Origin of the sequence: Streptomyces sp. S186, assembly GCF_051603415.1 — a bacterium.
Classification (GTDB): Bacteria; Actinomycetota; Actinomycetes; order Streptomycetales; family Streptomycetaceae; genus Streptomyces.
Map to the genome: position 1 here is coordinate 5,831,016 of NZ_CP193932.1, position 13,971 is coordinate 5,844,986.

The following is a 13,971-nucleotide window of genomic DNA, read 5'->3' on the forward strand; positions in this document are numbered from 1 at the left end:
GCATAAGCCAAATAAGCAAACTGGCATCTATCTAAAAGGATTGCTTTGAGTGGTGCTTCCGGCTGCCACGGCCGGCGGATCCGACAGGCGGTGATCGAGTGCCGGGTCGCCGAGCCGCCGGGGCGCCGAGCCGCGTTCACCGATGAGCGGCCAGCACTGCCGCGAGGCCCTCTTGCAGATCTTTGACGAAATACTCGGGAACCTCCAGCGACGGGAAATGCCCCCCCGGTTTCGGGCGACCTCCATCGGACGATCTGTCGGTACCGCTCCTGTGCCCAGGGGCGCGGACACTTCTCGATGTCGCGGGGATACATAGTGATTGCTGACGGGACATCGACCCGAAGTTCGGGGTCCAGCGAGTTGTGGCTTTCGTAGTAAATGCGGGCCGACGATGCGCCGGACCGCGTCAGCCAGTACAAGGTGACGTCGTCAAGAACTCTGTCCCTGGAAATCGTCTCGAACGGGCTGTCTTCGGTATCTGACCACTCGGCGAACTTGTCGAGGATCCAGGCAAGAAGCCCGACCGGTGAGTCGACGAGCGAGTAGCCGATGGTCTGCGGTCGGGTCGCCTGCTGCTTCGCGTACGCCGCGCGGTGGCGCCAGAAGTCGCGGGTTTCCTCGGTCCACTTGCGTTCGACCGCTGTCAGCCCGTCCGTTGTCAACCCGGGCGGTGTCTCCGCGAACGTCGTGTGGATACCGAGAACGTGCGCCGGAAACCTGCCGCCGAGGACCGTGGTGATATTGCCTCCCCAGTCGCCGCCGTGGGCTGCGAACTTGCTGTAGCCGAGCCTTCCCATCAGCTCCACCCATGCGGCCGCGATCTTTTCGGTTCCCCATCCGGTGGTGGCCGGCTTGTCGCTGTAACCAAAGCCCGGCAGCGACGGGACCACGACGTGGAACGCCGGCGCGTCCGCATCTTTCGGATCTGCCAGCTCGTCCACCACATCGATGAACTCGGCAATGCTGCCCGGCCAGCCGTGCGTCAGGATCAGAGGAGTGGCATCTGCGCGTGCGGAACGGCGGTGCAGAAAGTGGATTCCCAGATCATCAATGGTCGTGCGGAACTGGCCGATCCGGTCAAGGCGCTCTTCGAACGACCGCCAGTTGTACCCGGTGCGCCAGTAGTTCACGACATCGACGAGGTCGGCGAGCGGAACGCCCTGTTCCCATCGGCGAGGGTCGGGCGCGGCGCGGTGGACCGTCTCGGCCTCCGGTAGCCGCGCCGCGGCCAGTCGCGCGCGCAGATCGTCGAGGTCGGCGTCAGCTGCGTGGGCTTCAAATGCTTGCACGTCGCTGGTCGGACGGGGCATGAGACCTCCTGGCCATCGCGGAACCGGCTACGAACGATCGCGAACCGGCTAAGGCCGTTCTAGCAGTCCTCCGAGCCACGCTGCAACCGGCTAAGGTGGTTCCATGCGTCCTGCGTTCCCTGACTTCCGCCTCGGTGGCGTGCTGGCGACCAGCTTCACGGGGACTCTGTCGGAGCGTCATGGCAACGCTGTGGAGCGCATTCCCACGCCGCAGCGACTCGTCGACTGGCTGGCCGTGAGCGGCCTCGCCGTGGGCTCCTGCACCACTGCCCAGCTCGACCTCGCTCTGGAACTGAGGGAGTCGATTCACGCCGCCGCGACAGCGGCCGCGCTCCAGGACGCTCTCCCTGCAACGGCTGTCCAAGTCATCAATGACTTCAGCGTTCAGGGTCGGGCCGCGGCGATCCTGACGGCCGAGGGCAAGCGGCAATGGCGGCTCGGCTCGGCTTCCTGCGTGGAAGATGCCCTCGGCGTGATCGCCGGCGACGCGATCAGCATCATCGCAGGCGAACGAGACGGAAAACTGGCCTTGTGTGCATCACCAACCTGCCAAGCCGCCTTCTTCGACACCAGCCGAAGCCGCACCCGCAAATGGTGCGACATGAACACGTGCGGGAATCGCCAGAAGAAGGCGCGCCTCAACGCCAAACAGCGCAAAAATCCCAGCTCGGCGGAGTGATCGCTACCTCAGCACATCCAAGTGGGCCCCAACCCTGCGACACAACTGTCACGTTGGGCGCACCCCAACGGCACCACTAATAAGAGCCATTCGCCGCTGTCCGTCGCCTCCGCCCGTGGCAACCGTCCCGAACGCCCTGTCGTGGTCGGCGTCGTCGTCCACCCACAGCCATCCACCCCTGTCACGCCGGTGAACCAGCCGCGATGAGCACAGGATGAGTACAGGCAGAGCTGTCTACAACTGCTGTGGTTGAGCGCAGCCCGCCCGCAAGTCGTTCTCCTTTCCGTTCGGGACCGGCCGGTGAGGGGGGTCGTAGGGGGTTGCCCGGGGCCACCGGCGATTGGCAGGCTCGTTTGAGCCCCGACCGGGGTCAGGACCGGGGCAGGAGACAGGCCGGGGCTGAGCAGACGTTTCCGATGCCGACAGCAGTTGCAGGTATTCGCGTCCCCAGGAAGGTACTGATACAAGGTGTCCACAGTTCACCAGAACACTTACCCGCGCATCCTGGAGACTGCGGCAACCGAATTCGTGGGCAAGGTGGAAAGGATCGGGCTGGCCAGTCTGCTTCGCGCCTATGGAACGAGTGGACTGCGGAAGGACGCGATCGCCCGGGACCGGCCGCGCCTTGCGCCGGAGATGGGTGAGGCCGTCGATCTGCTCTGTCTGTCCCGGCCGGTTCCCGCCCGCAAAGCGGCATCGATGCTGACCGATCCGATACTCGACCATCTCCTCGGTATCGGCGCCGCAACGGTATCCGGTGGAGATGTCGAGCTCTCCCACATCCGGCTGGTCGAGCACTTCGGTCAGCTTGTCTTCGTCGGTGCCGTCAACGACAGTGGATTCGGCTGGTACGGCCGCGACTCGATAGGCATCGGGCGGCAGCTCATAGGTGCGCGGGGCAGGTGTCTCGACGTCTGCTCGTCCACCGGCTGCCAGACAACTGTCATGGCCGCCTCGGCAACCTCCGTGACAGCAGTCGAAATCGATGAGAAAGTGGCGCCCCTGTTCGAGCTGAACATGTGCATCAACAGGTGCCGGGCGAAGGTGGATGCCCTCTGGTGTGATGCGCGTGAAGCGGAATTTGACGCAACTTTCGACACCATCGCTATCAACGCACCGATGATGCCCACATTCGGCATTCTCGATCTGCCGTGGACGGGACACGGCGGACCGGACGGAACCGTGCTGCTGAACGCGGTGATGCAGCGGGTCCCACTGGCCGCGCACGGCAGGCTGGTGGCGAATGCCATGATTCTCGGCAACGAACACGGCCTTGAAGCCGACTGGCTGCGTAAACTGGCCGAGGAGCACGGCTGGGCTGTCACGGTCATTCCCACCGATCACGAACCCCTCACCGCGGATTCCTCGTTCGTACGGTCGGCCTTGGCGGCGTACTCGACCGTCAAGCCAGAGGACATGGATTCCGTGATGCAGGAGCTGTCCACGTCCTGGACGGCGAATTCCACCGACCGTCTCTACTTCGCCCTCGTCTGCGCAACGGCCGGATCCGGCCCTGCGTTCAGCATCGCTTCGACGGCACTGAACGGCGAGCGGTGGTGCCTGTAGCGGTGGTGCCCGTGACGAACTCCTACGGTTGACGAACTCGTACGGCTGACGAACTCCTACGACAGCTGCGGGGGCGGCTATTCCAGCAGTCGTTGCCTGATCAGCTCCATCACTTCCGCGCGGCTGCGCTTGCCGTTGTCGGCCGCATGGAAGTGGTTGCCGATGCGCACCGAGACGGTGAGCAGACAGCGGACCTCGACCTCGTCCTCGTCGTGGCAGAAGGCGGAGAACAGGGAACGCAGGTAGTCCATACGGCGGTTGTCGACGCGGCGCAGCCGTTCGGCGACGGCTGCGTCTCGGCGGGCCCAGTCACGGATCGCGATATCGGCGGTGGTGCCCCGCACCGGCCCGTCGGTACTGGCGGCGACGATGGCGAACAGCCGCTCCAGTCTGGCCCTGGCATCTCCTCCGCCGCTTTCCACCTGCTCGATCACGCTCTCGGTGACCTCGTACTCCCAGGTGTCGAGCATTTCGGCGAGCAGTGCGCCCCGGTTTCGGAAATACCCGTAGAAGCCGCCCTTGCTGACGCCGAGTGCCTGCGCCAGTGCCTCGACCCGGACGGCTTCGGGTCCGCCTGCGGCCAGTGCCCGCAAACCTTCCTCGATCCACTTGTCGCGTGGCGTGCGGGTCGCGCCCATGGTGTGTGCCTCCTCACGTCCCTGCCGAGTATACGGGTGCGTATAGATGGGTCTATGTTCTCTCTATACGCCACCGTATAGATGCCGTATGCCGTATGCCGTATGCCGTATAGATAGGGGCCTGCTCATGCGACTTCCCCGAACTGCCCACACCGGCCGCCCCTGGCGGATCCACGAGATCGCCGACGACTTCACGGTCGAGGACGTGTGGGCACTTCCCACCCCCGGCGGGCCTGATGACCTTGTGTGGCTGGTGCGCCAGACTGCCGAAGGGCTCAGGAGTGGGGTGAACGGAGAAGGTCCCGTCTCCCGTGTGCTCTTCGCTGTCCGCTGGAAGCTGGGAGCACTGCTCGGCTGGGACAGGTCCGGTACCGGCATCGGCACCCGACTGCCTTCCCTGCGCGACCGGTTGCCGGCGGACCTTCGCGAGGGCCCCCAGGGCCCCGATCTCGGCTCGTCCCCGTTCACCTCCCTCTATCAGAGGGACGACGAATGGGCCGCCGAGATGGGCAACAAGACCGTGCACGCGGTGATGCACATCGGCTGGGTGCCGGACGGCTCCGGCGGCTACCGCGGCCAGATGGCCGTCCTGGTGAAGCCGAACGGCCTGTTCGGCACCCTCTATATGGCTGCCATCAAGCCCTTCCGGTACATCGGGGTGTACCCGGCGCTGATGCGCTCCATCGGCCGCCAGTGGCAGGCGAACGCCGCCGGACGGAACGCGTCGGCGGGAGATCCCGGAACCCGACACTGATCACAGCCCGATCCAAGACACCTCTGGAGCCTGTCCGGTGGGCCGAATTGGGCTGAGCGCGGCAGAGTATGGGCGGGGGCGGGGGCGGGGCTTGCCGCCGGGGTCTGCAGCCCCCGGTAGGCGGATCCTCCGGTCAGCTCAGTCGGGCATCGGCGTAGAAGACCATCGCATCGCGCTGGTAGTCGGCCAGCCCGTCGGCGATCTTGTCGAAGTTCGCGCGGAACTGCGGGTCATCGACGAAGTGCTGGCCCATCCCCTTGTAAGCGGCCGCGTTCGGGGTCCAGAACCGGCACACGAACTGGTAGTGGGCCTCCACCGCGGCCTGCACCGCAGGATCGGCAACCGGTGTGCCGGCCGCCATGAACTCCGCCATGTGGATCATCTGCGCCGTCACCTCGCGCTGCCACTGCTCCGTCTCCTCGGCGGTCACCTTCCCGACGGCCTGCCGGGACTGCTCCCACGCCTGAGGCCACCGCTCCCGGACCTCGGCATCGATCTCGGGACTGGAGGGCTCGAAGCCCTCGAACAGGTTCTCCGGCCTGTTGATCTTCACCATGTCGTTGTTGTCCTTGCCTTCCTCGAGTTCGGAGAGGGTGCGGCCGACCGTGCGGGCGAGCGTCTCCAACCGGTCCCGTTCTGCGAGCAGCCGTCGGTGGTGCTCGCGGAGCACAGCCACCTGATCGACCCGGCTGTCCAGGACCGCCCGGATCTCGCGCAGCCCCAGGTCCAGCTCACGCATCAGCAGGATCTGCTGCAACCGCAGCAGATCGGCCTCCTCGTAGTAGCGGTGCCCGTTGCTCCCGATCCACGCCGGCGGCAGCAAGCCGATCTCGTCGTAGTGCCGCAGTGCCCGGGACGTCACCCCGGACATCCGGGCCACTTCCGCGATCGACCAGGCCATTGCCCTGCCTCCCATCGCCGGGCCGGTCTCTCCGGCCTCACAGAAGACCGTAGAAGTTGACGCAGCGGAAACCGCAAGCCGGAAACCGGCGGCAGGCACTCTCGGCGCTAGGCGTCACACCGTTCAGAACGCTGACGGCCACCTCTTCAAAGCCCTCGGCGATCCCCTTGGGGACAAGCCGGGTTGAGCGCCCTCAAGGAGTCCCGCAAGGAGTCCCTCAAGGAGTCCCGCAAGGAGTCCCTCGGTTTCGGCGAGCCTGAGCCGGGGCTGTCCACGACGACCTACCGTCGGCCTCGTCATCCGACTCAACCCATAGGACAGGTCCTAGTGGAGGCGGGCCAGCAAGTGGGCGTCGAGGAAGCCCCGTTCGGAGGCCGGGTCGTGGAGCAGTCGGGCGAACGGGTCGAGCCCGGCCTCGGCCAGCAACTCTGCGAACCGGTCCACCGGCCAGCTGTAGGCGGGGGTCACCTTGTGGTCGAAGCGGATCGGCTCGGGTCCGTCGGTCGCGAAGAACGAGACCAGGAGCAGGCCCCCTGGTGCCAGGACGCGCACCTGCTCGGCGAGCAGCGCGGGTAGTTCCGCAGGAGGGGTGTGGATCATCGAGTAGTGGGCCAGCACGCCGCCGAGCGTGCTGTCTTCGACCGGCAGGGCCTCCATCCGCGCCTCGTCGAACCGCAGCTCCGGATGGGCCCGTCGGGCGTGGTCGACCATGCCGGGGGAGAGGTCGAGACCGAAGGCGTCCAGTCCCAGGTCGTGCAGCATGGCCGTCAGATGTCCCGGCCCGCAGCCGACGTCGGCCGCCCGCGGGTTCTCCGTCCCGCGCACCAGCTCGGCGAAGATGCCGATCATGTTCCGCGAGGACGGTTGCGTCTCCAACCGATTGGCGAACATCGATGCATACCGCTCGACGACCCCGTCATAGGCCGCCCTGGTCTCGTCCTGGTGCTCCATCACGGGACGGGAAGCTAACACCCGCGCACGTCCGCAGTTACTCCGGGCCCCGTGCCGACGCTCGCCCCCTGGAATCTGCCGGTCCCGTCACGTGATCACGGGACCGGCCCTGGCTGTAGCGACTGGCGCGGGCTTCGGGCAGTCGTCGTCAGCCTGGGTTGCCTGCCCCGTCAGCAGAGCACAGTCGCACGCGGTGACGCTGAAGGTTGACTTCGGCGACCTTAACGGTGATCGTCTCGAACTGCGATCGTCTCGCCTTCGTGGACGAGTTGGGTAGGGGTCTCCAACCCACCAAAGGGAATGATTGGCCCTGACGTTGTTCAGAGGCCCCGGCATGTTGGCTGTCAGCGGCCCCAGTTGGGGTGGGGATGCCGAGGCTTGCGGATGTCCTGAAGCCGGAGACCTGGGTGGGCTCGGGGCGGCGCCCTCGATGTGGGGCTTGGCGGGCTTGCTGCATCCGATGGTGCCCACGGCCGCCAGGGCCACGACGGCTACGGTGGCCTCGGCCGTGGGCATGTTCAAGGTCGGTTCTTCACGTCGCACGTCAGCTGGTGGCGAGCGGACGGCTGCTGCCTCGCAGATCCTCGGAATCGTAAGCTCCGGTGCCCTTAGCCAGCTTCAGGGTAAAGGTGGAGAAGACCTTCCTGCCGTTCACGGTCTTGGGGTCCGAGAGTGTGACGGTCGCCTTGAGCGGCTTGTCCAGGCAGGTGTCGAGGCACCAGGTGCCGGTGACCTTCCCGGTGGCGACCGCCTTCTTCGCGCCCCACTCCTTCCAGCGCAGACCGTGTATCGAGGTGAACTCGGAGAGCACCAGGTGCTTGGGGCTGCGCTCGGCGCGGCCCTTGTCGGCGTTCTCCTCGCCGTAGTGGTTGATCACGTAGGGCGTGGCGCTGGTACGGGCAAAGTCCGCCGCGTGCGCGGCGTGCCCGGCCTCGGCCCCGGCCCCGGCCGCGGAGCCGACGGAGGCGTGGGCTGCCTGGGCGGTGGCGAACATGCCGAGGGCGGCGACTCCGGTCAGGGCGGTCGCGATGACGGTCTTCGTGCGCTTCGTACGACGCCGGGTGGTGTGAGTGGTGTGCGTGCGGTGAGTGGTGTGAGTGGTACTGCGCTGCATGGCGTTCGCTCCCGTTTTCGCGGGGATCCTACTTCTGAATCCCACTTCGTATGGATCGGTCGGCAACCGAATCTAGAAGCGACGGCTAGCGGTGGTCTGCAGGCTGTGTAACAGTCCTTCATCGACCACTGTTAGAGGGGTGGCTCGTGAGTTGATGTTCGTTTCGACGTGGGGTTGGGGCAGGGTTGCTGGTCGCGGGCCTTGGCCGGCTACTGCTGTCCGACGAAGTTGCCGGTGTTGTGTTGGTCCTCGTGGTCAACTCGGGAGCTCCACGGGCGCCAGTCTTTTCCCCGCCGGGCGGTCGCGACCATGCCGAGGGTGGGTGCCATGCACTATCCCGACGCCGTTTGGAGCGGCGCCGTACCGCGAACCCAGTGGCTCGGCTCGCGTCGTTGACCGGGTGATCGAGAGCCGGCGGGACGCGGACTCCGGCTACTCGCCGGTGACGCCGTCGGCAAGCTCCCGGGCGATGTCGAGGTGCCCGACATGCCGCGCGTACTCCTGGAGCAGATGGAACAGAACCCAGATCAGCGTTGGTCGCTCCTCCTCGGGCGGGATGCGGCCCCCGAGAGTGGCCATCCGGTCCTCCAGCCGCGCGCCGGCGACGATCGCCCGGGATCGCTCGCACTGGGCACGGAAGAACTCCGTTACCTCCTCGACGGTCTCACCGGCCTCGACACGCCACCTGCCGCCACGGGCTTCCATGTCGCCCCACGGCTGTTCGACCTGCTGGCCGGCGAAGCCCCACTCCAGCCAGCGCAGCTCCACATAGGCCAGATGCTTCAACAGCTCCAGCGGCGCCCAACCGGATGGCAGCCGGCTGCCCCGCAGCTCCGCGTCCGTCAGGCCGTCCAGCTTGCGCAGCACGGCATCACGGTAGAAATCGAGATAGCCCGCCAACAACTCGGCCGGGCTGGTGAGCGTGACCTCGGGCTCCGCCGGGGGCTCGACTTCAGCAGTCATGGGGTGATGTTAGACAGAGCCCCACAGGCACGCCACCCGCTCACAGCAGAGCACCCAGCCCAGACCGTCGATTTACCCAATCAACGACGCGAGCCGAGCCGCTGGCTTGGGGCATTGCCGCCTCACGGTGAGGCGTTGACGGCCTGGTGATCTACGGAGAGCTTCTCCCAGCAGTCTCGGGTGGGGGAGGGCACGCGGCGGTGCCGTCGGCGCAGCCCTTGTCGGCTCGGCAACGGATCCCAGCCTCGGCGAGCGGCAGGGCGCCTATGCGGTGCGGGAGACCGCTCGCGATGTGGCGCTGGACCTGCCCGGCAACAAGGCTTATGTCACCGACGTCGAGAAGGGAAAGCTGATCGAGCTCGACCTGAACAGCGCCCCGGCGGCGGAAAAGCGCACCTGGAACGTGCCGAGGGCCGCCGGAGTAGCGCTGACGGGGGGCAAGGCGTACGTCGGCCAGTACGACCTCGGCGGCCTGTACGAGGTCGACCTGACGGCAGATGCCGGCACCCCGAAGGGCACCCCGAAGGCAGTGGCCACCAACCTCGGGAACAGCGTCCGTGTAGCGCTGGACGGCACGGTCAACGCATACGTCGCCGACTCGGCCGGGGCAAGCTGCATGAGGTCACCGTGGCCGACGGCGAGGCCAGGGGCCTTCAGCGCGTGGCGGCCGAGGGTCTCGGCACGGTCTGCGGCCTCGGACTCGACCGCGTCAAGGGCTTGATCTACGTCACCAACCGGCAGGGCAAGCTGTTGCGACTCTCCGGCGTGCTGGTCGACGCCCCGGCGAAGTCGTAGCGCAGGACGTTCCTTCGCGCCGGACGTCGGACGAGCCTTCAGGGGTGTCAGGGCCTGCGGCCGTGGAAGGTGCGGCGCAGGTCGTTCACCCAGGCGTCGGGGTTCTCCCAGGGGATGAAGTGGCCGCCGTGGTCGTGGGCGTTGACGTTGACGTGGTTGAACCAGTCGCCCTGCGGGCCGGTCTTGAATGCCTGGACGCGCTCGTCGGCGGTGTGGATACCGGGCGGGTTCTCGTACGTGACGAAGGTGAGGCCGACCGGGGCCTGGACGACCGGGGTGCGGTGGTGGGCGGGGGCCCAGGGGTGGCGGTTGGCGTTGGCGTAGTAACGCATCGACGTGGCGATGGAGTTGTTGACCCAGTAGATCGTGGCATGGGTGAGCAGGTCGTCCTTGGTGAAGACGGATTCGAGGTCGCCGCCGTTGTCGCTCCAGGCGTTCCAGCGTTCCAGCAGCCAGGCGAGGAGTCCGGCGGGGGAGTCGCTCAGTGCGTGGGCCAGGGTGGCGCCGTCGAGCATGTGCACGGCGAGGTGGGACGCGAAGCGGTGGTCCTGCTCGATGATGCGGGCACGGATGTCGGCGGGCTGGTCGTCGGTGAGGGGCCGATTGCGGGCGAAGTCCCAGGCACGGGGTCCGGTGAAGAAGTCGAGCGGCAGCCCGGAGCCGATGTGGATGCCGTACAGCTCGTCGGCGTATTTGTGGCCGAGCTGACTGGAGACGATTCCGCCGATGTCGCAGCCGCCGGCGGCGTACTTCGCGTAGCCCAGGGTCTTGGTCATCAGGGTGTGCCAGAGGTCGGCGACTTTCCAGAAGTTGACGTCCGGAAAGCCGGTGAGCGGGCCGGGGAAGCCGAAGCCGGGCAGGGAGGGGACGATGACGTCGAAGGCGTCGGCGGGGTCACCGCCGAACGCGGCGGGGTCGGCGAGCGGGTCGATCACCTTCGACCAGTGCCAGAACGTCCACGGCCAGCCGTGGGTGAGGATCAACGGGATCGGGCGGGGGCCGCGGCCGGGCTTGCGCAGGAAGTGCACCGGGACACCGGCGACGCTTGCCTGGTAGTGCTCGTAGACGTTGAGGGCGGCCTCGGCCTTGCGCCAGTCATAGCCGTCCCGCCAGTAGGCGACCAGCTGACGCAGATAGCTGTCGGGGACGCCGTAGGACCAGTCCTCATTGCCTTCGTCCAGTGGCGGACGGGTCGATGTGAGGCGGGCGCGCAGGTCGTCGAGGACCTCGTCGGGCACATGGATCGGGGTGGGCTTCAGGGGGAAGTCGTGCGGGGTGGTCATGGTGCGGGGGTCCTTACTGGGTAGGGGAAGCGGTCTTTGTTTACAGGGATGGCGGCCTTATGTCACAGGACATCAGGCCGGGCGGGCAGGCGGGCAGGGGGCCAGGCGGCCGGGCGGTTCTCATTCTCGTTGTCCAGGCAGTGGTCCCGATTTTCGCCGCTGCTGTGGTTCCCCTACACCCTGTTGGGAACAGCCGCCCCCACCTGATCGACGCCTTCACGGCCGCCGGGCTGCTGTTGGTCCGCCTGGAGTGGGAAACTGAAAGGGAACGAGGACCAGGCCGCTCCGGCTCCGGAGAACGAGCTGGCGTCGGTGGGTGCGACTGAGCGCTCCGTCTGGCGGGACTTGCCGGCTGAAGCGCTCAGCGAGCCGGCTTCGGGTCAGATCGTCTCGATCAGGTCGTCTCGGTCAGGTCGTCTCGGCCAGTCCGGTGGGGACTTGCCACTCGTAGCGGCGGCCCTTGTTGGTCAGCCGCAGGCCGTTCTTGAACACAGCCAGCCCCAGTTCGCTCGCTGCCTTCGCGACGAGGGGGACGGTGTCGCCGGTCTTCCCGTAGCCGAAGTTCATTACGGACCCGGCCTGGAGCGCGGTCTTGGTGAAGTCCGCCGCCGGTACCTTGACCAGGTCGGCGGCCGGGTCTCCGATCAGGTGCCGGATCAGGGTCGGGCCGGCACCGGCGAAGGCCGGTCCGGGCAGCACCTCACGGATGAAGTCGAGGATCGCCTTGGTCAGGGTGATGCCGGCCTCCGAGGATCTCTGCTGGCGCCGGAGGATGGTGTCGAAGAGTTCCGCGCCGTCGTCGAACGTGGACGGGTTGAGCCGGTTGTCGACGCCCAGGACGTGCCCGACGACCCGCCAGACGTGGAAGAAGGCGTCGCGGTCCGCGCGCGGCAGCTCGACGCCCAGCCGCGCCAGACCCCGGGGGATGACGACCGAGAAGCTCATCAGTGTCCCGGCCAGGTCCTCCTGGTTGACCGGCAGCCCCCAGGACCCGTTCCAGTCGCCCTGACGGCCGACGTGATACCGCATGGTGGCGTGCAGCAGACGGATCTTCTGCGCCGAGCGCAGCCCGCGTCCCCGGGGCCCCAGCCCACCGTCGTCGAGGACGTCGACCACGAACTGCGAGGTCTCCATCAGCCGCCGGTACACCCCCGAGGTCAGCCGCTGCGAACGTGCAAGTACCTCGGCCCCGTTACCGCAGCCGTAGCACAGGGGGAGGGAGCCGCACAGCAGCGTCGAGACGACCAGCGCCTCGTACCGGCCCAGCAGGCTGCGGCCGCGCTCGATCAGCTCCGGATCGGCCCACTCGGGCAGTACCGAGCTCAGCTCGAAGTAGCGTTGGAGCCTGGGCGGCAGGCCGGAGGGCACCTCCTCGCTGTTCTTGCCGAACCCGCGCAGCGCCTGCCGTACCTCTTCCTGCCGGCCCAGCTCATAGGTCTCGGTGATCGCGGCGTCGCCCGTCGCATCACCGGTGCCCCGCATCAGGTCCAGCACCTCGTCCGTCCACGCACTGGCGGGCATTCTGCCTCCTCGAAGTAGGTCACGAGCGACGCCCACCTCTACCAGCCCACAGGGTTCTTCAGCGGGAACATCACCCGCATGAGGAGCGGGCGGTGGCGGGACGCGACATGCCTCTCGTTCAGGTCCAGAGGCGGCGCCTGGACCGGAGGGCCAGTCCGACGTCGCCGTTCTCACGCTGATGTCTCCAGGAGATCTCAGGGGAAACGCCAAGCTCAGAGCGTGATGTCATGAATCGGACACTTGGTCGCTCGCGCCGTCCCTCTCCGACGCATCAGCTGGAGTCGTCGGCGCAATCGCCGCTTGGGGAACGCGGATCAGAACGGGGACGGCGATCAGACTCGCCACAAGGGTTCCGGCTCCGGCCAGTTGGAGGGCACCGGCTCCGCCCAGCAGGCCGGCTGCCGGGCCGCCCAGCGCGGTTCCGGTCAGGTTGGCGCCGTTGAGAGCCGCGCCGGAGGAGGCGAAGGCGCGGCCACGTACCTCGCGTGGGACACGATCGTGGATGAGGTTGCGGATGGCCAGTCCCTGAAGGGAGTTGGCCATGCCGGTCAGGACGAACGCGGCCAGGGCGACGGTGAACACGGGCACGCCGGCGCTGACGAACAGTGCGGTCCCCATGAGGCATCCGGCGCCGACGAGGATGCGTGGTTGCCAACGCAGCGGGATGCGGCCGGCGAGCAGGAGAGAGGCGAGGAGCATGCCGAGGGTGTGTGCCGTCACGAGCCATCCGTAGCCGGCGTCCGAGGCGTGCAGGTTGTCGCGGATGAAGAAGACCCGGGCCACGTTCAGCATGGCCGTGAAGACGATGGCGCAGGCCAGCGTTCCGATCGCGCTCCGCAGCAGGCGGTCGCCCGTGAGTACGCCGATTCCCTGGTGTACCTGCGTCAGCCATCCGTTGCCGCTACGGCCGTCGGATTCGGATACCGGGTCACGTCGTACCGGCAAGAGCAGGAAGGCCACTGTCATCACGGCGAAAGTGGCGGCGTTGACGAGCAGCGCGATGCGGCCGTCGAACTGCGCTACCAGTACGCCGGCAAGAGCGGGTCCGGCGATATTGCCGCCTGTGCGGAACGTCTCCAGCCGGGCGTAGCCGCGAGCAGCCTGGTCATGGCCGTCAAGCTGTGGGACGAGCAGTTGCAGTGCCGGTGAGACGAGTGCGAGGCCAACCCCCAGCAGAATCAGGAGCCCGACCGTCGCCGCTACGTCGTCGGCCATGGCCAGCCCTACGGCAACCATGGTCTGCAGTGCGGTGACGATGACGATCAGGCGGCGGCTCTCCACACGGTCCACCAGCGGGGCGGCAAACGGTCCCACCACCACAACAGGCACCACGCTGGCCATGACGAGTGTCGAGATCACCCATCCGGGCTGTCCCTGATCGTGAAGTCGGAGGGTCAGGGACACGACCGCCACCTGGTCACCCATCGATGACAGGCCATACGCGCCAGCCACCACCAGCAGCGCCACGTTCCGCCGTCGAAGCATCCGCAGATACT

12 protein-coding genes and 1 pseudogene are annotated in these 13,971 nt (G+C 67.1%); 4 read left to right on the forward strand and 9 right to left on the reverse strand.

Translation table 11 applies throughout. The features are described from left to right. Positions 1-136 precede the first annotated feature (136 nt). Positions 137-1,310: pseudogene (locus tag ACRAS8_RS25110) on the reverse strand (epoxide hydrolase family protein). Between the two features lie 103 nt (positions 1,311-1,413). On the opposite strand from ACRAS8_RS25110, the gene ACRAS8_RS25115 reads away from it, so the two are divergent. Continuing rightward, positions 1,414-1,989, forward strand: coding sequence for a CGNR zinc finger domain-containing protein (locus ACRAS8_RS25115; RefSeq protein ID WP_438488254.1), 576 nt, complete (start codon positions 1,414-1,416; stop codon positions 1,987-1,989). Between the two features lie 468 nt (positions 1,990-2,457). Beyond that, positions 2,458-3,555 (forward strand): hypothetical protein, encoded by a 1,098-nt coding sequence (locus ACRAS8_RS25120; RefSeq protein ID WP_438488255.1) that lies wholly within the window; start codon positions 2,458-2,460, stop codon positions 3,553-3,555. Positions 3,556-3,632: 77 nt separating this feature from the next. On the opposite strand, the gene ACRAS8_RS25125 is transcribed toward ACRAS8_RS25120, so the two are convergent. Then, positions 3,633-4,193, reverse strand: a complete 561-nt coding sequence (locus ACRAS8_RS25125) for a TetR/AcrR family transcriptional regulator (protein ID WP_438488256.1) — start codon at positions 4,191-4,193, stop codon at positions 3,633-3,635. A gap of 127 nt (positions 4,194-4,320) precedes the next feature. Here ACRAS8_RS25125 and ACRAS8_RS25130 point away from each other — a divergent pair, with 127 nt between their 5' ends. Continuing rightward, positions 4,321-4,947 (forward strand): DUF2867 domain-containing protein, encoded by a 627-nt coding sequence (locus tag ACRAS8_RS25130; RefSeq protein WP_438488257.1) that lies wholly within the window; start codon positions 4,321-4,323, stop codon positions 4,945-4,947. Positions 4,948-5,080: 133 nt separating this feature from the next. Here ACRAS8_RS25130 and ACRAS8_RS25135 read toward each other — a convergent pair whose 3' ends face one another. The 4 genes from ACRAS8_RS25135 to ACRAS8_RS25150 all read right to left on the reverse strand — a co-directional run bounded on the left by ACRAS8_RS25135 (position 5,081) and on the right by ACRAS8_RS25150 (position 8,876). Then, positions 5,081-5,848 carry a MerR family transcriptional regulator gene (locus ACRAS8_RS25135; protein WP_438488258.1) on the reverse strand — a complete coding sequence of 256 codons (768 nt, stop codon included), beginning with the start codon at positions 5,846-5,848 and terminating at the stop codon, positions 5,081-5,083. 324 nt (positions 5,849-6,172) lie between these two features. Continuing rightward, positions 6,173-6,802, reverse strand: coding sequence for a class I SAM-dependent methyltransferase (locus ACRAS8_RS25140; protein ID WP_438488259.1), 630 nt, complete (start codon positions 6,800-6,802; stop codon positions 6,173-6,175). Between the two features lie 541 nt (positions 6,803-7,343). Further along, positions 7,344-7,913, reverse strand: coding sequence for a hypothetical protein (locus ACRAS8_RS25145; RefSeq protein ID WP_438488260.1), 570 nt, complete (start codon positions 7,911-7,913; stop codon positions 7,344-7,346). A gap of 432 nt (positions 7,914-8,345) precedes the next feature. Beyond that, a complete protein-coding gene (locus ACRAS8_RS25150) occupies positions 8,346-8,876 on the reverse strand; it encodes a DinB family protein (protein WP_438488261.1) in 531 nt (176 codons plus the stop codon). A 292-nt stretch (positions 8,877-9,168) separates the two neighbouring features. On the opposite strand from ACRAS8_RS25150, the gene ACRAS8_RS25155 reads away from it, so the two are divergent. Beyond that, positions 9,169-9,597 carry a hypothetical protein gene (locus ACRAS8_RS25155; RefSeq protein WP_438488262.1) on the forward strand — a complete coding sequence of 143 codons (429 nt, stop codon included), beginning with the start codon at positions 9,169-9,171 and terminating at the stop codon, positions 9,595-9,597. A 121-nt stretch (positions 9,598-9,718) separates the two neighbouring features. On the opposite strand, the gene ACRAS8_RS25160 is transcribed toward ACRAS8_RS25155, so the two are convergent. From ACRAS8_RS25160 to ACRAS8_RS25170, 3 genes are all read right to left on the reverse strand, one after another. Continuing rightward, complete coding sequence (locus tag ACRAS8_RS25160; protein WP_438488263.1) at positions 9,719-10,954, reverse strand: epoxide hydrolase family protein; 1,236 nt, start codon at positions 10,952-10,954, stop codon at positions 9,719-9,721. 408 nt (positions 10,955-11,362) lie between these two features. Then, positions 11,363-12,475: an oxygenase MpaB family protein gene (locus tag ACRAS8_RS25165; RefSeq protein ID WP_438488264.1), complete on the reverse strand. Its 1,113-nt coding sequence runs from the start codon at positions 12,473-12,475 to the stop codon at positions 11,363-11,365. Positions 12,476-12,700: 225 nt separating this feature from the next. After that, positions 12,701-13,942: an MFS transporter gene (locus ACRAS8_RS25170; RefSeq protein WP_438488265.1), complete on the reverse strand. Its 1,242-nt coding sequence runs from the start codon at positions 13,940-13,942 to the stop codon at positions 12,701-12,703. Positions 13,943-13,971: the final 29 nt, after the last annotated feature.